Source organism: Bacillus sp. AFS077874, assembly GCF_002566505.1.
GTDB lineage: Bacteria > Bacillota > Bacilli > Bacillales > Bacillaceae_G > Gottfriedia.
Map to the genome: position 1 here is coordinate 1 of NZ_NUYF01000057.1, position 25,279 is coordinate 25,279.

22 protein-coding genes and 1 other annotated feature are annotated in these 25,279 nt (G+C 33.9%); of the genes, 21 read left to right on the top strand and 1 reads right to left on the bottom strand.

What is annotated here, in order from left to right; translation table 11 throughout:
- Positions 1–603: 603 nt before the first annotated feature.
- The 15 genes from COJ46_RS22805 (at position 604) to COJ46_RS22895 (ending at position 17,949) form a co-directional block, all read left to right on the top strand.
- Complete coding sequence (locus tag COJ46_RS22805) at positions 604–1,113, top strand: DoxX family protein (RefSeq protein ID WP_097973098.1); 510 nt, start codon at positions 604–606, stop codon at positions 1,111–1,113.
- A 1,328-nt stretch (positions 1,114–2,441) separates the two neighbouring features.
- Positions 2,442–2,813 carry a DUF2185 domain-containing protein gene (locus COJ46_RS24815; RefSeq protein ID WP_218008694.1) on the top strand — a complete coding sequence of 124 codons (372 nt, stop codon included), beginning with the start codon at positions 2,442–2,444 and terminating at the stop codon, positions 2,811–2,813.
- A 166-nt stretch (positions 2,814–2,979) separates the two neighbouring features.
- Positions 2,980–3,366 carry a hypothetical protein gene (locus COJ46_RS22820; RefSeq protein WP_097973095.1) on the top strand — a complete coding sequence of 129 codons (387 nt, stop codon included), beginning with the start codon at positions 2,980–2,982 and terminating at the stop codon, positions 3,364–3,366.
- 275 nt (positions 3,367–3,641) lie between these two features.
- Entirely contained in the window at positions 3,642–4,028 is a 387-nt protein-coding gene (locus COJ46_RS22830) for a hypothetical protein (RefSeq protein ID WP_097973092.1), read from the top strand.
- A 788-nt stretch (positions 4,029–4,816) separates the two neighbouring features.
- Positions 4,817–5,341: a DUF3916 domain-containing protein gene (locus COJ46_RS22835; protein ID WP_098566370.1), complete on the top strand. Its 525-nt coding sequence runs from the start codon at positions 4,817–4,819 to the stop codon at positions 5,339–5,341.
- A gap of 248 nt (positions 5,342–5,589) precedes the next feature.
- Positions 5,590–5,850 (top strand) — a binding site (T-box leader).
- Between the two features lie 69 nt (positions 5,851–5,919).
- Positions 5,920–6,903, top strand: a complete 984-nt coding sequence (gene asnA / locus COJ46_RS22845) for an aspartate--ammonia ligase (protein WP_097973088.1) — start codon at positions 5,920–5,922, stop codon at positions 6,901–6,903.
- Positions 6,904–7,364: 461 nt separating this feature from the next.
- The gene (locus COJ46_RS22850) at positions 7,365–8,705 is read left to right on the top strand and encodes an erythromycin esterase family protein (protein ID WP_098566371.1); all 1,341 of its coding nucleotides are present in this window, start codon (positions 7,365–7,367) and stop codon (positions 8,703–8,705) included.
- A gap of 194 nt (positions 8,706–8,899) precedes the next feature.
- Complete coding sequence (locus COJ46_RS22855) at positions 8,900–9,478, top strand: sensor domain-containing protein (protein ID WP_097973084.1); 579 nt, start codon at positions 8,900–8,902, stop codon at positions 9,476–9,478.
- A 94-nt stretch (positions 9,479–9,572) separates the two neighbouring features.
- The gene (locus COJ46_RS22860; RefSeq protein WP_098566372.1) at positions 9,573–11,360 is read left to right on the top strand and encodes a helix-turn-helix transcriptional regulator; all 1,788 of its coding nucleotides are present in this window, start codon (positions 9,573–9,575) and stop codon (positions 11,358–11,360) included.
- A 309-nt stretch (positions 11,361–11,669) separates the two neighbouring features.
- Complete coding sequence (locus COJ46_RS22865) at positions 11,670–13,001, top strand: cytochrome P450 (RefSeq protein ID WP_097973081.1); 1,332 nt, start codon at positions 11,670–11,672, stop codon at positions 12,999–13,001.
- A gap of 100 nt (positions 13,002–13,101) precedes the next feature.
- A complete protein-coding gene (locus tag COJ46_RS22870; protein ID WP_097973079.1) occupies positions 13,102–14,451 on the top strand; it encodes an FAD-binding oxidoreductase in 1,350 nt (449 codons plus the stop codon).
- 464 nt (positions 14,452–14,915) lie between these two features.
- Positions 14,916–15,590, top strand: coding sequence for a ribose-5-phosphate isomerase RpiA (gene rpiA, locus COJ46_RS22880; RefSeq protein WP_097973077.1), 675 nt, complete (start codon positions 14,916–14,918; stop codon positions 15,588–15,590).
- A 111-nt stretch (positions 15,591–15,701) separates the two neighbouring features.
- Complete coding sequence (locus tag COJ46_RS22885; RefSeq protein WP_097973075.1) at positions 15,702–16,556, top strand: carbon-nitrogen hydrolase family protein; 855 nt, start codon at positions 15,702–15,704, stop codon at positions 16,554–16,556.
- A gap of 34 nt (positions 16,557–16,590) precedes the next feature.
- Positions 16,591–17,262, top strand: a complete 672-nt coding sequence (locus COJ46_RS22890) for a GNAT family N-acetyltransferase (RefSeq protein WP_098566374.1) — start codon at positions 16,591–16,593, stop codon at positions 17,260–17,262.
- 15 nt (positions 17,263–17,277) lie between these two features.
- On the top strand, positions 17,278–17,949 hold the full coding sequence (locus COJ46_RS22895; RefSeq protein ID WP_097973071.1) for a GNAT family acetyltransferase: 672 nt from the start codon (positions 17,278–17,280) through the stop codon (positions 17,947–17,949).
- A 111-nt stretch (positions 17,950–18,060) separates the two neighbouring features.
- Here the strand turns inward: COJ46_RS22895 and COJ46_RS22900 are convergent, their stop codons facing one another.
- Complete coding sequence (locus COJ46_RS22900; protein WP_097973070.1) at positions 18,061–18,792, bottom strand: hypothetical protein; 732 nt, start codon at positions 18,790–18,792, stop codon at positions 18,061–18,063.
- Between the two features lie 369 nt (positions 18,793–19,161).
- On the opposite strand from COJ46_RS22900, the gene COJ46_RS22905 reads away from it, so the two are divergent.
- The 6 genes from COJ46_RS22905 to COJ46_RS22925 all read left to right on the top strand — a co-directional run bounded on the left by COJ46_RS22905 (position 19,162) and on the right by COJ46_RS22925 (position 25,160).
- Positions 19,162–19,458 carry a hypothetical protein gene (locus tag COJ46_RS22905; protein ID WP_069035332.1) on the top strand — a complete coding sequence of 99 codons (297 nt, stop codon included), beginning with the start codon at positions 19,162–19,164 and terminating at the stop codon, positions 19,456–19,458.
- Between the two features lie 212 nt (positions 19,459–19,670).
- Positions 19,671–21,398, top strand: coding sequence for an AAA family ATPase (locus COJ46_RS22910; RefSeq protein WP_098566375.1), 1,728 nt, complete (start codon positions 19,671–19,673; stop codon positions 21,396–21,398).
- 408 nt (positions 21,399–21,806) lie between these two features.
- A complete protein-coding gene (locus COJ46_RS24705; RefSeq protein ID WP_176522420.1) occupies positions 21,807–21,959 on the top strand; it encodes a hypothetical protein in 153 nt (50 codons plus the stop codon).
- Positions 21,960–22,166: 207 nt separating this feature from the next.
- Positions 22,167–22,982: a DUF5995 family protein gene (locus COJ46_RS22915; protein WP_098566376.1), complete on the top strand. Its 816-nt coding sequence runs from the start codon at positions 22,167–22,169 to the stop codon at positions 22,980–22,982.
- A 161-nt stretch (positions 22,983–23,143) separates the two neighbouring features.
- Positions 23,144–24,325: a cytochrome P450 gene (locus COJ46_RS22920; protein ID WP_098566377.1), complete on the top strand. Its 1,182-nt coding sequence runs from the start codon at positions 23,144–23,146 to the stop codon at positions 24,323–24,325.
- Between the two features lie 127 nt (positions 24,326–24,452).
- Complete coding sequence (locus tag COJ46_RS22925; protein ID WP_097973062.1) at positions 24,453–25,160, top strand: M48 family metallopeptidase; 708 nt, start codon at positions 24,453–24,455, stop codon at positions 25,158–25,160.
- The last annotated feature ends 119 nt before the right edge of the window (positions 25,161–25,279 follow it).

A 25,279-nucleotide genomic window follows, 5' to 3' on the forward strand; every position in this document is an offset into this window, starting at 1 on the left:
TTCTTATTTTGTGATAATTTCCAAATGAAAGGGAAAAACTTCTGATTTTGGTATTCAACTCCCATGGTAGTTGAACAACGATGGACTACCTGGTGATATTATCCCCTTATAGTAGACATACAAAAAAGCCCATCCGATAATAAGGATAGGTAGTCTATTATTGGAGAAAAATGAAATGAACTGGGTCTAGTTTCATATTGCCAAAAAGGTGTAATTATCAATTTATATTTTCAGGATAGTTGAAAAACATACAAAAATGTTGAGGTAGTAAATGAGGTCATTTGTAGTAGAAGAAGGATAGAAAAAGCAGATACTACTTCTGCTTTTCTATCCTTCTTTTTCATCTGTAAAATGTGTGACATTAAATAAAAACACTTATATATAACTATTTTTATTCATTTGCTAGACCGTGCTAAAGTTCTTTTGCAATAGTGGTTTTTTAATCCACTTCTTATTAAATGTAGTGTAGTGGATAATATTTTTACAATTTAAAAGTTTTATGTAACAGAAAATTAACATTAATGATATTGAATATCATTATCAATTAATTTATTATATCCCTTAGAAATAGAAATCATTATGTTAATTCCTAGGAGGAGAGTTATGTTTATCAATATTTTAAGGCAAAACAAAAATGTCTCAATACTTTTGGCCGTGTTACGCGTATATCTTGGATACACATGGGTTATGGCTGGTTGGGGGAAAGTAGCAAATGGAAAGTTTGATGCATCCGGTTTTTTACAGGGTGCACTAGCAAATGCCACTGGAGAGCATCCTGCTGTCCAAGGATGGTGGGTTGCATTGTTGAAAAACTTGATTATTCCTAATATAGAAGTATTCAATGTTTTAGTTGCTTTTGGAGAGTTACTGGTCGGGATTGGTTTGTTGATTGGTTGTTTCACAAAAACAGCGGTCTTTTTCGGTCTGATGATGAATTTTTCTTATATGTTTAGCGGCACGACAAGTACAAATCCGCAAATGGTTTTAATATCCATGTTCATCTTAGTATCTGCAATGAATGCAGGGCGATACGGTGTAGATGGTATGATTATGCCAACCATTAAAGAAAAACTGTTTGCACAGAAAACAAAAAAAGTAATAGATGTTGCTTAATCTTTAATACATATTCCTAAAAAGATCGCTCATTGATTTATGAGTGGTCTTTTTTGACATGCCAAGAAAATCATCAACAGCATTCCGATTGGATATTACTTTCAAAAGAAATTAGGCATGAGGGCAAAGGCAATTAGGGCAAATGAAGAGAGTACAATCAGAATGTAGATAATGAAATAGTAATAAATACAATAAAAGATCATAAATGGTTCTAATAGAATTTTAACTCGCTTATTGAACTAACGCATGCATTAGTTGTACAAAATCAGGTCGCTAAAGCGGCTTTTTTTATTGAAGTAAATGGCAGGATAGCTCAATAAGACAATAATTACCATTAACCAATATTTTGTATATTTGAGATAATCAATGTATATAGATATTTAAACGAACGAGAGGTAATTATGATTAATATATCTTGGATTGAAGCAATTTTAATAAGCATTTTAGGAATTATTTTAATTTTATCATTTTATTTTTTTACCAAAAAACGAGTATTGATGATAATTATTTGTATGGCTATTTCTTTAATACTTGGAATGAATATCACTTCATGGAAAGCTGGGATATTCGTTCCTATGGTTTTGATGTTGCATACGTGCATGCTTATCAGTCTATTTATAAAAAGCAAATACACTAATAAATCAGTTTAAATGTTTTAAGAGAAAATTGACGTACTGTACCGTTAAATTTAAATTCCTTATGCAACTAACGCATGCATTAGTTGAACAATGATCGACTGCTTCGGCGGTTTTTTTTTGAATAAATTGTAGGGTAGATCATTAAGAAACAAGAAAAGGAAAAAATTACTATTTCTAGAATATAAATATAGAAGTTGCTCACTTTGTTAATTGGTTCTTTAAAAAGCACAAAAACCAATACAACAATCGCAAGCGGTTGTTGTATTGGAAATGTAATAGAGCAATGTGGAAAATCAAAAAAATGAGTTATGATCATAAGACAAATCTATGGAATAAGGGGACTTCAAAATAAAAAAAACTTCAGTTACCTTAGGGGTATTATCAGGTGTATCGAGTATAATTTTATGGGTTGTTTTCTCTTTTTTTAATCCTGCAAATGTAAATGAATTCGATGTCGATTCAATCACATTTACATTCGTAATGTTATTTCTTCCAGCTTGTTTAATGATTTATTCTTCATTAACTTCTAAGAAAAGGTTAATGTTATTTGCTTTTATTTGGTCGATTCCTTTTAGTTTTTATTTTGCTTTGACACCTGGAATTTTTGCTATATTTGGAATTACCAGCATTTGTTATTATGCTAGTTACATTTTTATCGAAATAGAAAAGAAAATTGCTCTGGAGGAAAAAATGGTTTGGTTTAAAAAGAGAGAAAAGAAATATTTAATATCAGGTGACATGATTAAACGTTTAATTGACTCAAATGAAGGATGTATTGCTTCTGATAGAATAACAGTTGATGGCTGTAAAGTAGGGTTTATGTATAGAGAGGAACCATACCAAAACGGAAATCCAGATAGTGGTTGGAGATTTATGGCGGGTGATAAGAGTGATGAATACATGAATAACCCTGCAAATCATTCAGTATATCAATTAAACACAATATGTAATTACGTAAATGATATTATCCCACTACTTAATTCAGCACCTGGTACGGGTTACATTCGTGATGAAAATGGTAAACTTGTCCTTGATGAAGAGTGGGAAGAACCAGAAAATTAAAATCAATCTATACAACTAAAGCATGATTTAGTTTAACAAGATCACGAGTCGCAAATGCGACTTTTTTTATTCGAAAAAATGGCAGTTTAATTGCATAAGGGGATTGTTGTATTTGAAGTAATAAATTAAAATTTTCATAACGTTAGTAAATAAACAGGAGATAAGAATGGATAATACATATAAAAACTTATTTGATGAATATATAAAAGAATTAGATAGCGCTGTTTCATTTGAAGAAGATAAATTGGATTCGATTAGAGAAAAAATGTTAATGGAAGGGAAATCAGAAGTAGAAATAGAGAATTTTATAATGGGAAAATTTGATCCTATATGCTGTTCGGGTAGAGTAATTGCTGTGTTTAGGAAATATTGGTTAGAGTGCAATAATTTAAATGTAAATAACAATAGAAATGGTTCTGACGAATATGTTAACCCAAAGGTCTTTACAATTGATTGGCTTTCAAATGATGGAGATCCATATGAATTATTTGAATTAATGAGTGGAATGCCTTACTATCCAATTGGAATAGATGAAAATGGTGATTATTGTTAATATGCTTATTCAACTAAAGCATGAGATTCTTCAATAACAAGGATCGTTTTTCTTATGCAGCTACCATGAAAAAACCTTACGGTATGATAAATAAGTTATCTGAGATCACTAACAAAATCGAAATCGTTGACAAAAACGTTGATGAAATTATTGATTTTTTTGTAAGAGGTTACCCATATGATGAAGATGATCCAAAATAAACTTATATACACACTTTAAGGTTAAGATTATATGCCGAGTTATATGGAAAAAGAAAGGCAACATTACAAGTCGAAATGATTTCTTCAAATGCATTAATGGTTGATTTTTGGTTTTTTGGAAGCATTTTTGATGTCCCAGAGTGGGATCAAATTGGTATAAAAGAAGATGAAATTAATGATTTTACAAATTTTCTTAAGGAGTTATATTTCGTTTATGAGTTTAAAATCGGTGGAATGGCAATCGAAGAAGATGTTACCTCATTATTTGGATTCGATCAAGTATATCCTAATGAATGTTATTGCTATGAGAATATTTCCCCTGATCGATTTCTTCTAGAATCATATGGCTTCATAGATATAATTTGGAATGAAAAATACAAGAAATTAAACCAAATTCCTTACAACCACGAAAGGCTTGATAATAATGGAGTTTTAATAAATATTGGTAGTTTTGATGAATAATCCTATGCAACTACCATGGGAGTACGATATAAACTTCCATTCACTGTTGTGAATCTGAGGATTCATGGATGGCTAACGCATGCGTAGTTGAATAACATGATCGACGAATTGTCGGTCTTTTCTTTTTGAACAAAATGAGTTTAGTGGAATAAGGAAACTAATTCTAATGTGAAATAAAAATTAGAGATTTAATTGAGATACAATAAAACTGAGTGTATTAATTAAAATTTATAGGTTTATATTATCATTAGTATAAATTAAATGGAGTGAGAATGTTTGAAGTTTATACTGGGGTTTTTAATGATGTCTATCTCGCTTTGTTAGGCAAATAATTCTATTTTTCATAAAATGATTGTTTTTAATTGGAGGAAACAAAAGGGAAAATGAAAGTATATAAGGCGAATATTCAATTGGTGTATTTTCACCTAATATTTGGATTTATTTTACTGTTAATCACAATCAAATTGAAAAAATAGAATTTTTTAAGTCCTCTTCTTTTGGTGTGGATATAAAATCAACATATATAAGAGTATTTATTTATAATGAAGAGCAAGTTAGACTGCGACATAAACTTCCTTTAAAAAATATTTTTTGGAGATATAGTGGTAGCAAGATTGGTATTTGATTGAAAGACCAAAAGAAATGCACGAAGAGCTTATTAAATTTTGGGAAGGAAAAAAGAATCAATAAAATGTTCTCTCTTATGTAACTAACGCATTTTAGTTGAATAAAATTCGATAAAACAAAATTAAATATAGAACCTAAGAAACTATGAATGGCAGGCAATTATGAGAGAAAAAAAGATTAGAGGTCTTAAAAGAAAAACAAATAAGTTAATACACCGAATTAAGGATAAAACAATTACATTTCCAAGTGATTTCCATAATGGGTATTGGCACTTGCATTTACCTGTATCACAAACCTTTATTTCATCAAAAAAGACTCCAATAAGTATTAAGCGTGTATGTATTCAAACTTTAATTGATCAAGCAAAAATGTTAATTGAAAATAAACCTCAAAGTTCTGAAAAATATAGAGTTGTAGTTGCAATTGATCTACCAGGATTATTTGGTTCTCAAATAATTATCTTCTCAGGTAATAATCATTTTAATAGATTTTTTGATAGGGACGAATTTCAAAAGTGGATTCCAATATCAATTGACAGAAATTTAGAGTCTGAATGGGATCTCAATGTCCCTAATAGTATGAAAATTATTGGATATAAAGAAATTATCTCTGATTATGTAGAAGATACCGATGAAATTGCAGTTACTTATGAAGGAGAGCTTTGGTTTATTGGGGAATTAGAATAAAATTATAACCATTCAAATTGACCTTATGCAGTGCGGTAGTTAATATTTAGCCACCAATAAAACAAGAGTTCGCAACAATGAATGAAACCTACCATTACTGACTGAAAAAACACAAAAAAGAACAGTTTAAGTACATTTCATTATCTTGTTTATTTGTTTAGAATAAAATAAAAATTGAAAAAAGTATTGACTTTCTCAATTTTATCTATAAAATAATCATTAATAAAATGTTTCAGAGATGTGACAACAAAACGACTGTGAAAGGACGAGTAGTAGTAGGACGTAGACAAAGCGAGTCAGGGGTGGTGTGAGCCTGATACGAAGCCTGTTATGAAGAACCTCCTGGAGTCGCTAACCGAAATCCTTTTTAAGGAAAGTAGACTTAGCCGTGAACTTCGCCGTTAAAGAAGAACAGTATCGAGATCTCTCTAATCTCCGTACTGAATAAGTGAGCAACCTCTGTTGCTAATTTGGGTGGTACCGCGGAACCAAAGTCTTTCGTCCCAGTTTTTTGGGAAAGAAGGGCTTTTTTTGTTGGCTTCTTTTACTACATCCAAACATTTTAGGAGGAAATAGGCATGTATCAATCATTAATGACAGTAAGAGGGACACAAATCGCAATTAAGGAAGTTAAAACATTTTTTGAGGATCAATTAGCAAAACGTCTTGGATTGTTCCGCGTATCTGCACCATTATTCGTAACGAAAAAATCGGGTTTAAACGATCACTTAAACGGTGTAGAACGTCCAATTGAATTTGATATGCTACATTCAGGAGAAGAGTTAGAAATTGTTCACTCACTAGCGAAATGGAAACGATTTGCACTGCATGAATATGGTTATGAAGCTGGTGAAGGTTTATATACAAACATGAACGCGATTCGCCGTGATGAGGAACTTGATGCAACTCATTCAATATATGTTGACCAATGGGATTGGGAAAAAATTATTCAAAAAGAATGGCGTAAAATAGATTATTTACAAGAAACCGTACAAACAATTTATGGAATCTTCAAAGATTTGGAAAATTATTTATTTGAAAAATATCCGTACCTTGGGAAGTATTTACCAGAAAATATTGTATTTATCACAGCCCAAGAATTAGAAGATAAATACCCAGAATTAACACCGAAAGATCGTGAGCATGCGATTGCAAAAGAGCACGGTGCAGTTTTTATTATTGGAATTGGCGATTTACTTCGTTCTGGTGAAAAACATGATGGACGTGCAGCTGACTATGACGATTGGAAATTAAACGGAGATATCTTATTCTGGCATCCAGTATTGCAATCCTCATTTGAATTATCATCAATGGGTATCCGAGTTGATAGCAAATCACTTGATGAGCAGTTAACGAAGACTGGTGAAGATTTCAAACGCGAGTATGATTTCCATAAAGGTATTTTAGAAGAAGTGCTTCCACTAACAATTGGTGGTGGTATTGGGCAATCAAGAATGTGCATGTTCTTCTTACGTAAAGCGCATATTGGTGAAGTTCAATCATCTGTATGGCCTGATGAAATGCGAGAAGCATGTAAGAAGGAAAACATTCATTTGTTTTAAAAAAGATCGGACCTCTAAATAAAAGCATGAGTCTATATCATGTAGAAGATTGCAATATAAAAAAACGAGGTCAAACAATCAGAATACGCCATAAGGCTATGAATCATTTTCTTGATGAACTTATGAAAATGGAAAACTATTAGTTGTACAAAAAAAATCGAATGTAAATTCGATTTTTTTTTATTGCTCTGAATGGCAGAGACAGTTTAGTCGAATATTGAAATGGTCAATTAGAATTTAAAATAGAGTTAGCTTAGAGTTAATATTGTAAAAATTACAGATAAAACCGAGAGTACACAAAGTGTAATGATAAGCATATGACCTGTGTCAATCAAACTTATGACAATATGTAACTAGAAAATGTGATATTAAATAAATAACAATTGAATAAAGGCAATTGATTGATCCGTGCAAGTACATGAATCAATCTTGCTTTTGAAAAATTCAATTGAGGTGAGAAAATGAATAAGAAAAAGATGTATTGTGCAATGGTTAGTACAGCTATATTAGTCGCTGGATGTGTTGGAGAAGTAAAAGCTCAAACGGAAACAGTAAAAGATTCAGCTCAACCATTCCAAAATAATATCGTTAAATCAATACAATCACAGGCAAAGCCATTAAAAACGATAGAACCGTCTAAACCATTTGACGATTTAAAGCCACTTAAGAACATGATTGGGAGCGCACAATATGTAGGATTAGGAGAGAATACTCATGGAAGCTCTGAAATTTTCACTATGAAGTTTCGCCTTGTGAAATACTTGGTTACTGAGATGGGTTTTACGAATTTCGGAATGGAAGAGGATTGGGGAAACGGCTTAAAGCTAAATGAATATATTCAAACAGGAAAAGGAAATCCTAGGGAATTTTTAAAATTGTTATATCCTACTGATGAAATTATAGCCATGATTGAGTGGATGAAAGATTATAATGCTGATCCATCCAATAAAAAGAAGATCCAATTTATCGGACTTGACTTAAAAACAATGGACCAAAGTGTCTTTAATAAAGTAATAGATTATGTAAAGCAGCATCGACCAGATATACTGGCAGAAGTGGAAGAAAACTATAAAGAGCTTTCTACTTACACTGGAAGTCTACAGGAATATATGCAGCTTGCTCCTGAAATAAAAGAAAAATTCAAGGCAAATGCTGAGAAAGTAGTCCAATTGCTAAATGATGAAAATGAACAAGCAAAAATAGAGACAGTTTCATCCGAGTTAATCTGGGTGAAAGAGACGGCGAATGTAATAGAGGAATTTACCACAATGCTACTTCCTAATGATTATTCAAGTATGGTGAAGCTACACGATCAATATTTGGCCGATCATGCAATGTGGGCACAAGAGTACTTAGGCGGTAAAACTATGGTATGGGCACACAATATTCACATAGCCAAAGGTATTATCGATGAGAAATTTTACCCTAATGTTGCGGGACAGTTTTTGAAAGAACGTTTAGACAATAATTATGTCTCAATTGGTAGTACAACTACAGAGGGGAAATTCACCTTATACAGCGAATATAATCCTTCCACTGGAGGTAAGATTGCAACGGATACTATTCCACAAAATGTAAATAGTTTCAATTATATCCTTGGAAAAGTCCCATATAATATGTTTTTGTTAGATAATCGTCACCTTAATGGTCAAGCAAAGAAATGGGTTAGAGAAAAGAGGCCATTACTGAGTATAGGGGGACAGCTCATCCCAAATTGTTCTTTATATAATGATACTTCGTTGCTTGAGCAGTTCGATATAATTTTTCATATCCGAAAAACAAGTCCATCTCATATTAATTAAGAGTACAAAACAATCCCTTCTAGCCAAGAACGGGATTGTTTTTTGGTGAAAATTATCTTTTCTTAAACAGAAGTAGGCGCTGTTTCACCCTTTTTAGCATTATTTAAAAATGTCATATGACATTTTAACACTAGTGAGTTTGACAAAGAAAGCAGTATGATACTGGTATTAAACAGAGAGGAGTGATGAACCTTATGAAATTAAGATTCATCCAGAATGGTTATTTTTTATTGCTAACTTTTGTTACAGGACTGTTTTATTTTTGTTTTTACCTAGTAGCTCTGCTATTGAGTTTCACCCTTTCATTTACCGTAGTCGGGATTCCACTAGTTATACGCGTACTTCAGACTACCACAACCTTTATCCAATTCGAGCGCATACAAACGAAAATTTACACTGATATTTCGACAGACTCTTACAATAGAAGTGTAACAACGGATACATCGGATTGGGCTCAAGTGAAATTAGGAATTACGAATCGTCGCACCTGGTCTGCTGTCTTTTGGTTAATGCAGAAATTTGTGATTGGAATTTTCAGTCTCATAAGTGCAGTCATTTTATATGTAATGCCACTTATGTTTCTATTGGCACCACTACTGTATCGATCCATCGACATGAATATTTTTTTCATGCAGATCGATACTTTTGCCAAGTCACTCCTTGTAATGTCTGTGGGTATAGCGTCTACCGCTATAAGTATTAAATTAGTAGATGGTTTGGCAAAAAAAATTGGAGGTTATACACGCAATATGATACGGCAGCTAAATCGATAGAAGTTTGCAGTCTAAATTAAAAGTATAAAAATGCGATAAAGATTATTCTATAATATAGGAAATAAGAAGAAAGGCTACTTAGGGGGTAAATGACTTGTTGAATATGGTTAAGTATTGGTTTTGGTATGAGTGGATTATGTTAGGAATCCGTCTACTTGTTAGTATGTCTATCATCCTAGCTACATTAAATTTTCAGGATGGTTTAACATTACCACTTTGGATTATTATTCCTTGGGAGGTTGTTGCCTTCTCGATTCCATGGGTAGCCTTACTGTTCAATTACAAATATTACTTGTTCACAGAAATATTGCTATATGGCGGACTATGTATCTATTTAACTTCTTTATTTCCAGAAGCTTACAACACATTTCTTATATCGGTGTTTCTTATCGCAGCAAATAGTAAGCATTTGTCCTATTATTGGACAGCTCCAACAACAATTTTTATAATAACTGGAATTTTCTATGCGGTTGCACCAAGTAATAGCTATTTGATTATGGTCACCTACTACGGATTTGCTTATGTAATGGGATTCGCTTTTCATTTATTAATCGTCAATCATAAGCAAAATGAAGCGATTTCTAAACAAAACGCTGTACTTGAGCAATATATGTCTCAAATCGAACGTATTACACTTGCAGAGGAACGAAGTAGGCTGTCTAGTGAGCTTCATGATACAGTTGGTCACGCTTATACCTCCATTATTTTGGGTATGGAAACGCTGCGTACCGAACTTGTTTCTGAAAAGGGTATAGAGAAGCTAGATTCTCTGCTTGAAATGGGACGTAAAAGCATTGGGGACGTGAGAGGTTACCTACATCAAATGGATTCTCCGTGTCAATCGCTTTCCTTAATTCAATCTCTACAAAATCTTGGAGCTGAATTTCAAGAGTATGCTCGGGTGAATGTAAGCTTTCGAGCATTTGGGGAGGAATACGAACTGTCTCGGCAAGCGAGAATAGCTTTCATCCGTTGCTTACAAGAGTCGCTTACAAATGCAGTACGTCATGGTCAGGGAAATGAAATTATAGTTTCATTGCAGTTTGAACAACAATTTACTAGGTTGGAAGTGCAAGATAATGGTAAGGGAAATGTAGAATGGCAGGAAGGCTTCGGTATTAAAGCGATGAAAGAGCGGGCAATGAATTTGCAAGGTCAATTGTCTGTCTATACAAAGCCAGATGAAGGAATGCTTGTTACATGTACTATACCGCGACAAACTGAAATAAATGATGGACTGATTCGTTTGTTAATTGTCGACGATCAACCGTTTGTTCGGGAAAGTTTGAGGACGCTTCTCGAAAGATATGAAGATTTAAATGTAGTCGGTTTGGCTGAAGATGGCGAGCAAGCCATCAACTTATGCGGGCGACTTCAACCAGACATTGTACTAATGGATTTAGATATGCAGCACATGGATGGAGTCGAAGCAACCAAAAAGATTAAGCAACAATGGTCACATATCCGCGTATTAATTTTTACAACGTTTCAGGATACGGAACAGGCGTTGGACACCCTTCGTAACGGTGCGGATGGTTTTTTACTTAAATCTATTGAAACGTTGGAGCTAGCTAATGCGATCCGACTTATTCATAGAGGTGGGACCCTGATAGATCAGGGAATGTCTCACAAAATATTTGAGAAGTTTGATGCGCAAAATGAGACACCACAATCAAAAGCAACTGCTTATGAGCTAACAGCTAGAGAGGTAGAAATATTGAAGCTAGTAGCAAAGGGACTTCGATACAATACAATCGCATCAAGGTTATATTTATCGAATGGAACGGTCAGAAACTATGCTTCCACGGCTTATACAAAGTTAGGAGTGCGTAACAAGGAAGAAGCTGTCCAGATGGCTCAAGAAATCGGAATTATTGAATGAGAAAAATGTTTGTTGTTTCTTTAGAGCTAAGCGGAAGACGACTTAAGACAAAATTAAGAGGATTGAGTCCTGTATAATACAGGATTCAATCCTTTCAAGGTTTGTACCAATTTTTTCATCTTAACGTATCATAACTGAAATATTGTCTAAATTAGGCAGTCTTTTTTAGTTCTAAAAATAAATCTTAAAATACAAGTCTGTTAAATTTAAGTACATGTATATCAAAATATAAAAAGCATTAGCCTTCTCTTCTTCTTAATATAATAAAAGTATCCTATGATAAAAATTTCCTGAAATGGAGTGAATTTTATGCTTGAAGTAAAAGGACTGGCTTCTTATTCACCTTTAGGGCATTTGAATGAGTTTCGGAAAGATCCAATATTTTTTTTAAGTGAACTTTATAGAAATCATGAAACGATTGTCTCATTTCGATTTGCCCATCGTAAAATGAACTTGCTATTAGAGCCGGATTTAATAAAAGAGGTATTAGTAACTAAGCAGCATTCTTTCCATAAATCAAAGCCATTTCAAGAGATGAAAACCTTGCTCGGTGAGGGATTGTTAACGAGTGAAGATGAAGTACATATGAGACAGCGGCGTTTGATTCAGCCATCATTTACGAAGCAGCATATCCAATCCTATGCAAAGGATATGACATTGCTCACGGAAGAGTTTATTAGTTCTTGGAAGGATGGGGAAGAGCGTCTCATTAGTAGAGATATGATGGAGCTGACATTAGCTATTATTGCAAAAACAATGTTTAGTATGGATCTGAATCAAGGACATGATCGTGTTGGGAAGCACTTTGACATTATTATGGATATTGCAACTAAGCGAATTCGATCTGTTTTAAAAGCTCCACTCAAACTGAATACACCAAAAAATAAATCTTTAACAGAGGCTATTAAGGCAATTGATAAGGTGTTATATGAAATGATTGAAAAAAGAAATAGCTCAGAAACAAAAGAAGATTTACTAGGACTACTAATGCAAGCAAGGGATGAAGAGTCTAATGAAGGTATGACGAATCAACAATTAAGGGATGAAGCAATGACGATTTTCCTGGCAGGTCATGAAACGACAGCGAATGCATTATCTTGGTGCTTATATCTTTTATCTCAGCATCCCGACAAAGCTAAATTATTATATGAAGAAGTAGATCGTGTTCTAGGCAAAAGACGAGCAGATTATCATTCTATGAAAGATTTAATCTATACTCAACAAATTATTTGGGAAAGTATACGCCTCTATCCTCCTGCGTGGCTTATTAGCAGAAAAGCTATTGAAGATGTTAGCATTGGCGATTACAAAATTCAAAAAGGTGAGACAGTCATGATGAGTTCTTATATCATGCAGCGTTCTGAAAAGTATTTCTCACATGCAGAAGAATTTCTTCCAGAGCGGTTTAAGAATGGAAAGGTTGAAGGTGTTCCTGAATATGCGTATTTTCCTTTTGGTGGTGGGCCACGTGTTTGTATCGGAAATCATTTTGCAATTATGGAAGCTACTTTAGTATTAGCAACGATCGTTCAGCATTATACGATTGATCTAGCTCCTAATCATCACAAAGTCGAGACAGAACCACTGATCACACTTCGTCCGAAAGATGGTTTGCGTATGATTGTAAAAAAGAGAAAATGAGCGGGATTTAATGTACACACTTAGGCAAGTGTCTTTTCCAGGAGTTATTTCATAGAATATAGCATTCTCTTTACAGTATGTTTGAAGGAAGGTATATTTTTTGGAAAGAACAAAACTTACTGGACGGATTGTTACACCAAATGATGCGGCTTATGAACAGGCTAGAACAAATAATACTTTAAATAATCCAAAATTCCCTAAAATAATTGTATTTTGTCAAAACAAACGAGATGTATTAAATGCTTTGAATTGGGTGAAGGAAAATAATATGCCATTTAGAGTAAGAAGTGGCAGGCATAACTATGAAAATTTTTCACTCGTAGATGGTGGTCTTGTGATCGATGTTAGTGAGATGAATACAGTTAGTGTAGATTGCAAAAGCATGACTGCAAAAATACAAGCCGGGGCTGATTTAGGGAAAGTATATAATATACTATGGGAAAATGGTACGACAATCCCAGCAGGTACTGAAAGTAGTGTTGGCCTGGTCGGTCTTACACTTGGCGGAGGTATCGGGATGTTGTCGCGCTTGTATGGTCTTACATGTGATAATCTGCTTGAAGTAGAAATAGTTGTATCAAATGGACATGGGAAAGCTAAACTGATTAAAGCAAATAAGAACAAGAATAGTGATCTTTTTTGGGCTTGCTGTGGAGGTGGAGGCGGAAATTTTGGCATTGTCACGTCGCTTAAATTTAAAGTACACCCAATTTCAACTGTTTCGATCTTCTCGATTATTTGGGAGTGGGAAGACTTTGAGGACGCTTTTGATGCTTGGCAAAATTGGGCAATTAACACGGATATCAAGCTAACTTCAGAAATTGAACTAAAATCTAGGGAAGTCAATCAAATTATTGCTCAAGGGGAATTTGTAGGCCCAGTAACAAAATTGAACGAATTGTTACGGCCACTAATAGAGACTGGTTCACCCATAAAAGTAATGGTAAAGGAAGTACCTTATATAGAAGCTGTTCATTTTTTTAATGATCCAAGTGGTAATGTCCCAGCTTATAAAAAGAGGTCAGGGTCTTTTCTAAATAAAACTTTTCCAAAAAGAGCAATATTGATTATGAAAAGTTTTCTAGAAAATACACCAAATGGAAAATCAAGTATTTGGCACCAATCTCTTGGAGGAGCAGTAAAGCGGATTAGGCCAGATGAAACTGCCTACTATTACAGGGAAGCCATTATTGCCCAAGAGTATCTTGCTAATTGGAGTAACCCAGAAGAAGAACGAGTAAACAATGAATGGGTCGAAGAGTTAAGGAATGCCTTATCAAGATACACTACTGGTGACTACGTAAATTGGCCTGATCGGTTTATCAGAAATTGGCCAACCGCATATTATGGTGGAAATTTAAATCGCCTTAGAGTTGTGAAACGAGAATATGACCCATTCAATCTATTTAAATTTCCACAAAGTATACCGCCTTCTATTAGTTGGTTTTAAAGTGGGAAATTCAAAAAAAAGTAGAGGAAAACCGATCGATTGAATTTCCAAATTGATCGGTTTTTCCATAACTAAGGTTACTAACAAATGGTTCTTATTGCTCCGATTTACTATTTTTATTGCCTCTTGTAAAGACAAAGTAATTACCGAGTATTGAAAATAATAGCAGTGCAAAACCGAAAATAACTATTTGGTAGTTTTTATCTAAGTAACCAAAATAACAACACACGATCGTCACAGGTAAAATCATTATAATGATGCAAAACTTAAGTACAAAATTAGGGACATCCATCTAGTCTTCACCTTACTTAGTATTTTTTCATTTAGTTTTTCTTAGTTAAAATTCTTTATTCAAACTATTTTTTTACAGTACGATTAAATTGAACATCCTATCGAAAAATGAAATTTGGATTTATTACTCATACTAGTTAAGAAATAGAACAATAAAATAGAAGGTGTAAAAAATGAATGAGAATGATAAGCAAATTGTAGGAGAAAAGGCAGCAGAATTTGTAAAAGATGGTATGGTTGTTGGATTAGGTACGGGATCTACTGTTTTATATACGATAAAAAAGCTTGGACAATTAGTTCAGGAAGGACTGAATATTAAGGGGATTCCAACCTCCATACAAACTGAAAAGCTTGCTAAAGAGGTGGGTATCCAACTCGTAAACTTTAGTAAAATTGAACAGATTGATCTAGCAATTGATGGTGCCGATGAAATTAATCCAAACTTTGAGCTAATTAAAGGTGGGGGAGGCGCTCTATTAAGAGAGAAAATCATTGCGAAGGCAGCTAAAACATTTATAGTAGTTGCTGATCCAACTAAGATGGTAGAGAGATTAGGGAGGTTCCGACTTCCAGTAGAAGTTATTCCATTTGGTATGGAAATGACGATGAAACATATTAAAGCAATCGGTTTAAGTCCTGAACTTCGTTTAAATGGAGCGACTCCGTTTATTACGGATAATGGAAACTATATTTTTGACTGCAGTATACCTAATCATATTCAAACACAAATCATAGAAAGAGAGCTCAATTTAATTCCAGGAGTGGTAGAAAACGGATTATTTGTTGGAATGACTGATCTAGTTATCACGCTAGATAAAAATGAAAATGTAGAAATATTAAGTAAATAGTGCAAAGTAAAATTTTGCTAGACGTAAAGAAGAGTACCTACTTGCCCGTTCCTTCTATTTATTCAATAATAAAAGTAAGAGAAAAAGAGTTAATGGGAAGAGGGGGATTATATGCAATTAAGAGTTTCAGCGGTTCAATATCATCTTCACACAATAAACTCCTTTGAAGAGTTTGAAAAACAAGTAGAGCATTATATTAAGACAGCAGAGGAATTTGAAGCTGAATTTATCATTTTTCCTGAATTTTTTACAACACAGCTTATGTCAATTGGTAATGAAAAAGGTGAGACATTAACGATTCAAGATTTACCAAACTTTACTGAGCAATATCGTTCTTTATTTTTAAAGTTGGCAAAACAATACAATATGCACATTATTGGAGGAACGCATGTTATTAAAAAAGGCGATCGACTATATAATGTTGCACATTTGTTCTATCCAGATGGCCGAATTGGTGAGCAGGCAAAGCTACATATAACACCAACAGAGGTAAATGAGTGGAATATGAGTGCCGGTGACGGTCTAGAGGTTTTTGAGACAGATAAAGGAACAATTGCGATGTTGACTTGCTATGACATTGAATTCCCAGAAATCGTTCGAATGGCAAAAGCTAAAGGTGCAGATGTCATTTTCTGTCCATCATGCACAGACGATCGCCATGGGTTCCACCGAGTTCGTTATACATGCCATGCAAGAGCAATTGAAAATCAAGTATATGTTGTAAATACAGGTACAATTGGTTCACTTCCAACTGTTGATTTTATGCGTGCAAATTTCGGTCAGGCAGTTGTAATCACTCCTAATGATATCCCATTTCCTCCAAAAGGAATTATGGTAGAAGGTGAAATGAATCAGGATATGATTGTTACAGCTGATCTTAATTTAGATTTATTATACAAAGTTCGGGAAAAAGGATCCGTTACAACATGGCGCGATCGACGTACAGACCTTTATCCAGATTGGTAAACTAATTCTTAAATAGAAAAGAGAGTTTTAGCACATGTATCGAAAGGAATTTTTTGTTTTCGACCAAGACAAACCAGTCCCAGTGGTAATCCGAAATTATAATGAGAATGATTTTACTGATTTAATCCGTATTCAACAAGAAAGCTTTCCACCACCATTCCCATCGGAACTATGGTGGAATGAGGAGCAACTTAAGAACCATGTAACTCTTTTTCCAAAGGGAGCGTTATGTATAGAAGTAAATGGTCAAATGGCGGGTTCTATGACAGGTCTACTAGTTCAGTTTGACCCTAGCCATCCTGACCATTCATGGGAAGAGGTTACTGATCATGGTTATATTCGTAACCACAACCCAAACGGAAATACACTTTATGTCGTTGATATTGGCGTCAGACCGTCCTATCGAAAATTAGGTTTAGGCAAATGGTTAATGTTTTCTATGTATGATGTTGTTGTACATCTTGGTTTGGAAAGATTGCTTGGTGGAGGTAGGATGCCAGGATATCATAAAGAGGCGGATAACTTGTCACCCGAGCAATACATAGATGCTGTAATAAAAGGGGAGCTAAAGGATCCAGTTATTAGTTTTTTACTTCGATGTGGTCGTACCCCGGTTAAAGTAGTAGCGAATTATTTAGAGGACGAAGAATCATGCAATTATGGGACTCTAATGGAATGGGAAAATCCATTTAAACATTCTAATTAAAGGGAGAGAAAGAAAATGGAATATAAAAGAATAACAAATATCAATGACCCATTATTTAAACAAATGCATCAATTAATGCAAGATGTATTTCCTCCAGAAGAAGTATTAGAATTTGATCTTTGGAAAGGACCTTTGGAGGATCCAGGAATTCGTGTTTTTGTTGCTGTCCATGAAGATAGAGTAGTAGGAGCTACAGAATACCGCTATTATGAAGATTTTAATGTTGCCATGACTGACTTTACAATAATTGGCCAAGCTGGTTTGGGAATCGGCCCATATTTGGCACAAAATAGATTAGTAGATTTACAGACATTAGCAACTGAAAATAATAAAACGTTATCAGGTATGTTTGCTGAAATTTACGATCCATATCGAGTAGAACACCATGAGTTTGGCGGAGTTAAACCTATGAATCCATATGTTCGCAGGGAAGTATTAGCTCACCTAGGTTATAAGCGTCTGGAATTTGAATATATTCATCCATCATGGAACAATGACGGTGAAGCGGTAACAGGTCTAGATCTTTGTTTCCTTCCAATGGATGGGGAGATGAATGAGCTTCAATCAGATTTGATCGTAAAGTTTTTAAAGCGCTATTATACAGTGTTATCTAATAAACCAGAGTCTTGGTATGAAATGATTGAAAACTTAGAAGAGAAAGAAAAAGTCGCATTAGACTACTTTTAAGTGAACATAAAAAAAGCTTATCGATAAAGACTTCGAGAAGCTTTTTTTATATTCGATCTAATTAAACTAAAAAAGTTTTCGAACACTTTAAATTTTGAATTTACCATATTTTTAGTCTGCTTGTTTTTGTTTTTCCTCTTTTTTATTGCTTACTGTAGTAGTATAGGATTTTGGCTTATCAGATCCATTTATAAGTTTAAAAATATAGTCTGTTGTTAGTTTATAGCTGTCTTCTAGTTTTGTCGTGATATAGCTTGCTCGTTCAAAAATAATCGAGCGTAAATTGTTGAGCTGGTGAGAGATTCTATCCATCATTGCTTCTTGAGTATCAAGACGATCTAAAACCCCATGTTGAAATTCCTCTTGCTGTAATAATCCATGAGCTACTTCGTTTTGTTTTTCAATTAGCTTATCTAGTTGTAATGAGAGAGCTTGGTTATCAGTTTCACTTTTTTCCAAGCGTTTTGCCAATTCTGTATAAGCTTCATTTAAACTAATCATTTGGGTAATTAATGATTGTTTTTCCAGACTTTCATTTGCGTCTGATGTATTTAACCGCTGAATCATGATTCTTTCAAATTGCTCACGCTCACGGTTACTACCTATGAGACTATTTATTTGATTTTTAACATGATTCCACTGATTTGTTTGCAATTCTTCTAATTGCTCATATCGTGGCTTTAATTCAGAGAGTGATTTTTCCAGGCTCATGTTATTTTTTTGTTGTTCTTCCATTAGTTCAGCTAAGTAATTATGCCGAACAAGTCCTTGATTCGGTGTTTGTATTGTTTCACTATTTTTAAAGACATCAGGGTGTTCATTCTTATTAATAAATAATCCCACTACTATTTCTCCCTTTCTATATTTTTTTACTAATATTTTATGTTCAAGTACAGATGGGGGAACTTGGGTATGTTTAGTTGGGCTATTGTGTAGCTGGAAAACGACGGTTGGTAAGGGAATTTGAATAGTGTAATGGCCTGTCTTTTCCATATAATAAATTTTAGTAAAAGAGTATTTTTAGTAAATATGAAGTGGGAACTAAAGACTCGTTTTAGAAATTAATCTCTTATTAAATTAATATGATAAACACAAGGATAAAGAACAGAACAATGATCTTTAAAAGGTTTAAAAAATATTATCTGAAAATTTAGTGAATTCATATCACCAGCCTATTTTCTTTGAATAGTATGATGTAAGGTGGTGATAACTATGGATTTAGGCTTCGGTCTTGCGGATTGGATGCTATATACTATTTGGGCAGTTACTGGATTAATGATTCTTGATTTTGTAATAGCATTTATCCGTTCTTTCTGGAAAGGTTCATTCGATACATCTTTTATACTAGGATATTTAAAGGATATTCTATACTTCATTTTTCCACTGAAGTTTTTAATAACAATGTTTGGACTTGATCCTACAGGATGGATTTTAATAACATTTTATTTCATTGCTGGAATCGCAATCGTTATTAAGTATTTAAAAGACATTTTTAGTAAATTTCAATAAATATTGAAGCCCTCATCTAATGGGGGCTTTTTAGTTTGAAAATCAAATTTTTGGGGCTTTTTAAACAAACTAAAAAGCTTATTTCAAAGAGGATTTTTATTTTATTTAAATACACAAATTTATTTAGTTTTTGCATACATATATTTCTAGGCACCAATGGGCTAATTTTTTCATAGAATATTCAAAAAATTCCCTAGAAGGAAGTAATGTTTATGACAAAATATCAATGGGTTAAATGGCGAAGAGTATTAATTTGGTTAGCTGTTATTGTTTTGATTGGTGTTGTGCTTACTAAAGGGGGGCCAACATACTGGAGTGTAGCAATATCGATCGTTAGTCTTTTATTTCAGTTCGCTGTTATGATTTTCATGGCGATCATCCAATTTGTAGCAATTTTCTGGTTTCTAGCCAGAGGTCGTACTTATTGGATTTTACCTGGTGAGACTGGATCAACGTGGGATGATTATCGTGGAAACCCTGAGATTGTTGAAAATGCAAAACGAATCGTAACACTATTAAAAGGTGTTAAAACGTTTAAAGAGATGGGAGGAGAGGCAATTCGTGGATTGCTGCTTTGTGGTCCTCCTGGTACAGGGAAATCTTATCTTGCACAGGTTATTGCGAATGAGGCCCAAGTACCTTTTGCTTATGCCTCGGCTCCAAGTTTTCAAAACATGTTCTTTGGTGTAGGGAATTTGAAAGTAATGGGAATTTACAAAAAGGCTAGAAAGTTAGCTAATATTTACGGAGCGTGTATCATTTTTATCGATGAAGTCGACGCAATTGGTATGTCTCGTCAAGGAGGAGGAGCTGGTGGTGGTGGATTGTTCGGTATGGGAATGGGTTCTGGATTATTGAATGAGCTATTACTACAAATGGATCCTCCAAACATTGATAGTTCTAAAATAGCAAAATTTCTTCGCTCACTCGGGTTACGTAAAAAGAAAGCAGAGCGCCCCGCAGTTCTGACGATTGCAGCTACTAATTTACCTGATGTACTTGATCAAGCATTATTACGACCAGGGCGTTTTGACCGAAAACTTTGGGTAGATTCTCCTGATTATGATGGACGTATTGATGTTTTCCAATATTATCTAAAAAAGGTGAGAATCGATTCATCTTTAACACCAGAGCGAGCTGCACTTGATACGATTGGATATAGTCCAGCACAAATTAAACATATAGTGAATGAATCTGTCGTAATTGCTCATCAGCGAGGTGCTGATGTTGCAAATTACACTGACTTCCGAGATGCAATGGAAACATATGAGTGGGGACTTAAGCAGCCACTCAGATCCATGAGTGAAGATGAGAAGAGAAATGTAGCGTATCATGAAGCAGGTCACGCCGTAGCTCAATATTTGTTAAAGCCACATGATCGAGTATGGAAGGTAACGATTATTCGCAGGGGTGACGCACTTGGTCTGGCTGCGACTAAGCCAACAACAGAAAGATATAATCGAAGTGACAGCGAAATACTTGCAGCAATTCAAGTTTGCTTGGCTGCAAGAGCAGTAGAAGAAGAGTTTCTTCACAAGAAATTAAACGGTGTCACATCTGATCTGCAACAAGCAACCCTACTTGGTGGTGCATATTTAGGTTTAGTCGGAATGGGCGATGAGTTATTCAGCTGGAATGCATTAGGCTCACAAGCAGAAGGACTTAGAGCACTACGACCAAAAATTAACCTTCTTCTAAAGGACCAAATGAGCCAAGTAAAAAAACTTGTTACTGAACACGCCGATTTTGTACACTCAATCGCACAAGAGCTACTAAAAAGAGGCGACTTAACAGGGGAAGAAATAGAAGATATTTATGAAAGCATTTATGCACGTACGCGTCCTGAACCACCTACTGTAAAGATTGGTTCTATTTATGAGAAAAATATTCAAGGATTGCTTAAGGATTTTGATAAATTACCTGAAAGCGATCAGAACTAGCTGAAACAATTGTGCTTCATTGATTATATATAAAGAAAATCCACAAGGTCATTACTTTGTGGATTTTTTTCAATTTTAGTCATCATTTCAAGAAATTGTGAACAAATCTAGAATAATGAGTTAATTTCATCTTTCCTTCACATTATTGAAATCAATTAAACGAGTATCTGAAATATAATAAAAGTCAAATACATACGAAAGGGTAAATCTAACTTTTTTAAGGAGAATGTTATTGAAATATAAGAACAATTTATTAGTTATTTCTATTATTTTTTTTAGTATTTGTTTTTTATAAGTGCAAGATTAATTTCTAATTCATTGGATAGTATTACAAGAAATCAACAAATTGAAATGAATTATAAAGATTTAACTCGTAATTAGCAATTAATTAATGAAGTAGATTTACAAATGTATTTAGGTCTCACAGAAAGTGAACTAACTTCATTTATAAATCAATATAAAAATAGCAAAAATCCAATGCCTATCATTAAAATTGAGGGTAAACCATATTACTCTATAAAAGCAATTGATATTTGGTTACAAAATATTGGTCAAAAATAAATAAAAAGAGCAACTCATGATGAGTTGCTCCTTTTTTGTAATTTAAGCAAAGTTCATGAAGTGTTCGCCATACAAAGGAATTCTCAAAAGACATACTGAATTTCAAAAGATATCCCCCACTATTAAAAGTATCTTTTTAAAACAAATAGCATATTGATTAACAAATCTAATACAACACACTTGTCACAACAGTTAGGAGAGTGAGTAATGAATAGTCTATCAAAACAAATAGGAAACGCAAATACAATCGATGATGTAATTGAACAGTTAGATGAAATTATTTCAATGAGCAATAAAACAAAAAACAAACTAGGATATTTTGCTTCTTTATATCGGTTGGTAACAATTAAAGTGAAAGTTGGAATTTTAAATAATCAGTTCGAAGACGTAGCAAGAATGGAAAGTTTGGATGTGAATTTTGCAAATTTCTATTTAAAAGCACTTAAAAATTATTTAAATGGAGAACCTTTAAGTCTCAGTTGGCAATTAGCGTTTCGTCACGCAGAAAATCGTCAATCTATTTTGCTACAGCATTTGTTGCTTGGCATTAATGCACATATTAATTTGGATTTAGGAGTAGCTGCTGCGAAGGGATGCCAAGGCTCAGATATTTTATCACTTTACAATGACTTTATGAAAATAAATAGTATTTTGGCATCTTTAGTGGATGAGGTGAGGGATGACATGGATCGAATTTCACCTTGGATTGGTTTTTTAGATCATGTTGACCCAAAAGCTTCAAAGGCAATCATAAACTTTAGTCTAGAGAAGTCTCGAAATTACGCATGGGATTTTGCGAAAAAGCTTGCTGCAGCTAATGAAAGTGAGTGGGTATGTCTGATTAAAGTGCATGATCATGAGATCGAATCGATTGGCAACATGGTCGCACGGCCAAGTAGCTGGATGCTGAAGGCTGGTTTATGGGCAATTCGTTTTCGCGAATCCAAAAATATTGAACGAAATTTAGATCTTTTAAATCATACTCGGTTTGAAACAATTTCAACTGATGGTATTCAATTGTAAGTTTAAAGAGAGTAAGTAGATTAGACAATTGAATTATAGAGATGGGTATGGGTTATAGGAAAAAAATAAACTGCATAAATTGTATAGTTACATAGCGCTACCATGTATCATTTCTTTTCTGAAAGAATGGTAATAAGGCTACATATTAAGGGGGAATAAGGATGGAGGAACAAAAAAAGAGCTTTGGACTATTAGTTCGACCAAGAGGGTTAGTTGAAACGGACGTCCCTCACGATTGGTTTAAAAAAATGCGAAAAAGCTCTCCTATTTCATTTGATCCGGATAGAAATTGTTGGGATGTATTTAGTTATAAGGATGTCCAAATGGTCTTACAAAACTTTAGGCAATTTAGTTCAAATCGAAATGGTCTATTTCCGACTTTACTAGACTTAGATCCGCCTACCCACCGAAGATATCGTAATATTGTAAGTCAAGCATTTACTCCAAAAGCAATTCAAGCACTTGCACCAAGAATTGAGTCACTTACAAAAGAATTATTAGCATCAATAAAGGACAAACTTGAGATCGATATCATTGCGGATATTGCTTTTCCACTCCCTGTTATTGTAATTTCTGAAATGCTTGGCGTACCAAGTGAAGATCGTGAAAAGTTTAAAGAATGGTCTAATATTGTAGTCTCAAGTACTCAATCCCTCTCTCCTGATGAGATGAATGATTTAATGGAAAAGCAAGGGAAAGCATTATATGACTTGCAGGCATATTTTTATCAAATCGTTGAAAAAAGGCAAAATGATCCTAAAAAAGATTTAGTATCTACATTAATTGCTGCAAATGTAGATGGTGAGAAATTATCTGTTGAAGAGCTATTAAACTTCTGTTTCCTGTTACTTGTTGCAGGTAATGAAACTACTACAAATCTTATTGGGAATACAATGCTTACATTGTTCGAGCGACCTAATGTACTTGATCAATTATATAAAGATAAATCATTAATATCAGCAGCTATAGAAGAATCACTACGTTTTCGCTCTCCTGTTCATAGCATGAATCGCTTTGTAACGGAAGATATATATTTGAATGGGATAAACCTAAAAAAAGGCCAAGAAATCATGGCATGGATAGGCTCAGCAAATAGAGACGAAACTGTATTTAACGAACCTGAGGATTTTGACATTAATCGCTCTCCAAATAATCATCTAGCATTTGGATCGGGAGTACACTTTTGTTTAGGTTCACAGCTTGCAAGGTTGGAAGCGAATATATGTATTACTGAGATGTTAAAGGCATTACCAAATATGAAGTTGGATAAAACAAAAGAGCTTAGAATCATACCTAGTACATTTGTGTATGGGTATAAAGAACTGCCAGTTATAATAGAATAAAAATTTTAACGCAACACTCGTTTATTAGAGTGTTGTTTTTACTATTTAAAAATTAAATCTTCTACTGTAGTATATTATATAATTGTAAAGATTCAGGATTAAAAGGTTAACGATAGGTGATAAATAAATGATACATACATTTTTAAACGAAACAATCAGTTTTAATATAAAGTATAAAAAGCGGAAATCAATCGGTATTTATATAGATGCTTATGGAAACGTTGAGGTTCAGGCTCCTAAAGATACACCTGATAAAAGTGTCATTGAAGTTTTAGAGGCTAATTGGGAGTTGATTCTTCAAAAATCAAATGAAATGAAGGAGCGACTTCGTGGTCCAAAAGAACGGACTTATGAATTCGGTGAGACATTTCTTTATTTAGGAAATTCATATCCAATACAAATTTCACACGATGAGAGTATTCAACAAGATCAGGTAGTTTTTGAAGGAAATAAGTTAAATATTATTGTAAAACAACTAGAGGATGAACGAATAAAACAAGCACTTAAAAGGTTTTATTATCAACAAATTAAAGCAATAGTTGAAAAGAGTATTCAAACGTATCAAAGTAATTTTAAAGTAAAGCCATCATCAATTCGTATTACCGATAGTAAAACAAACTGGGGGACTTGTGATTCAAAAAGGCAATTAACATTTAATTGGAAACTAGCAATGGCACCTCAGAAGGTGATTGACTATGTAGTTGTTCATGAAATGTGCCATATGGTTCATATGAATCACGACAGGTCCTTTTGGCGACTTGTCGGTAAAATTATTCCAGAATATAAGGAAAGAGAGAATTGGTTAGCGTTATCTAGTTGGAAAATGACAGTTTAGTCAGACTGCCCGCCAAACGCTCGCTTTCTTCGTTGCTTCGCCTGTCTGCGGTGCTCACTACCGTCTAAGGTAATTCCGCTCCTCACCAGACTTCGTGCCTCGAAAGACAAGCGCTTGCA

Excerpts from the sequence above, each read along its gene's own strand:
- COJ46_RS24815 (WP_218008694.1), top strand. The coding sequence starts at position 2,442 with ATGGTTTGGTTTAAAAAGAGAGAAAAGAAATATTTAATATCAGGTGAC.
- COJ46_RS22925 (WP_097973062.1), top strand. The coding sequence starts at position 24,453 with ATGATACATACATTTTTAAACGAAACAATCAGTTTTAATATAAAGTAT.
- COJ46_RS22890 (WP_098566374.1), top strand. The coding sequence starts at position 16,591 with ATGTATCGAAAGGAATTTTTTGTTTTCGACCAAGACAAACCAGTCCCA.
- rpiA (WP_097973077.1), top strand. The coding sequence starts at position 14,916 with ATGAATGAGAATGATAAGCAAATTGTAGGAGAAAAGGCAGCAGAATTT.
- COJ46_RS22915 (WP_098566376.1), top strand. The coding sequence starts at position 22,167 with ATGAATAGTCTATCAAAACAAATAGGAAACGCAAATACAATCGATGAT.
- COJ46_RS22805 (WP_097973098.1), top strand. The coding sequence starts at position 604 with ATGTTTATCAATATTTTAAGGCAAAACAAAAATGTCTCAATACTTTTG.
- COJ46_RS22835 (WP_098566370.1), top strand. The coding sequence starts at position 4,817 with ATGAGAGAAAAAAAGATTAGAGGTCTTAAAAGAAAAACAAATAAGTTA.
- COJ46_RS22905 (WP_069035332.1), top strand. The coding sequence starts at position 19,162 with ATGGATTTAGGCTTCGGTCTTGCGGATTGGATGCTATATACTATTTGG.
- COJ46_RS22830 (WP_097973092.1), top strand. The coding sequence starts at position 3,642 with ATGATTTCTTCAAATGCATTAATGGTTGATTTTTGGTTTTTTGGAAGC.
- COJ46_RS22885 (WP_097973075.1), top strand. The coding sequence starts at position 15,702 with ATGCAATTAAGAGTTTCAGCGGTTCAATATCATCTTCACACAATAAAC.
- asnA (WP_097973088.1), top strand. The coding sequence starts at position 5,920 with ATGTATCAATCATTAATGACAGTAAGAGGGACACAAATCGCAATTAAG.
- COJ46_RS22820 (WP_097973095.1), top strand. The coding sequence starts at position 2,980 with ATGGATAATACATATAAAAACTTATTTGATGAATATATAAAAGAATTA.
- COJ46_RS22910 (WP_098566375.1), top strand. The coding sequence starts at position 19,671 with ATGACAAAATATCAATGGGTTAAATGGCGAAGAGTATTAATTTGGTTA.
- COJ46_RS24705 (WP_176522420.1), top strand. The coding sequence starts at position 21,807 with ATGTATTTAGGTCTCACAGAAAGTGAACTAACTTCATTTATAAATCAA.
- COJ46_RS22855 (WP_097973084.1), top strand. The coding sequence starts at position 8,900 with ATGAAATTAAGATTCATCCAGAATGGTTATTTTTTATTGCTAACTTTT.
- COJ46_RS22895 (WP_097973071.1), top strand. The coding sequence starts at position 17,278 with ATGGAATATAAAAGAATAACAAATATCAATGACCCATTATTTAAACAA.
- COJ46_RS22865 (WP_097973081.1), top strand. The coding sequence starts at position 11,670 with ATGCTTGAAGTAAAAGGACTGGCTTCTTATTCACCTTTAGGGCATTTG.
- COJ46_RS22850 (WP_098566371.1), top strand. The coding sequence starts at position 7,365 with ATGAATAAGAAAAAGATGTATTGTGCAATGGTTAGTACAGCTATATTA.
- COJ46_RS22920 (WP_098566377.1), top strand. The coding sequence starts at position 23,144 with ATGGAGGAACAAAAAAAGAGCTTTGGACTATTAGTTCGACCAAGAGGG.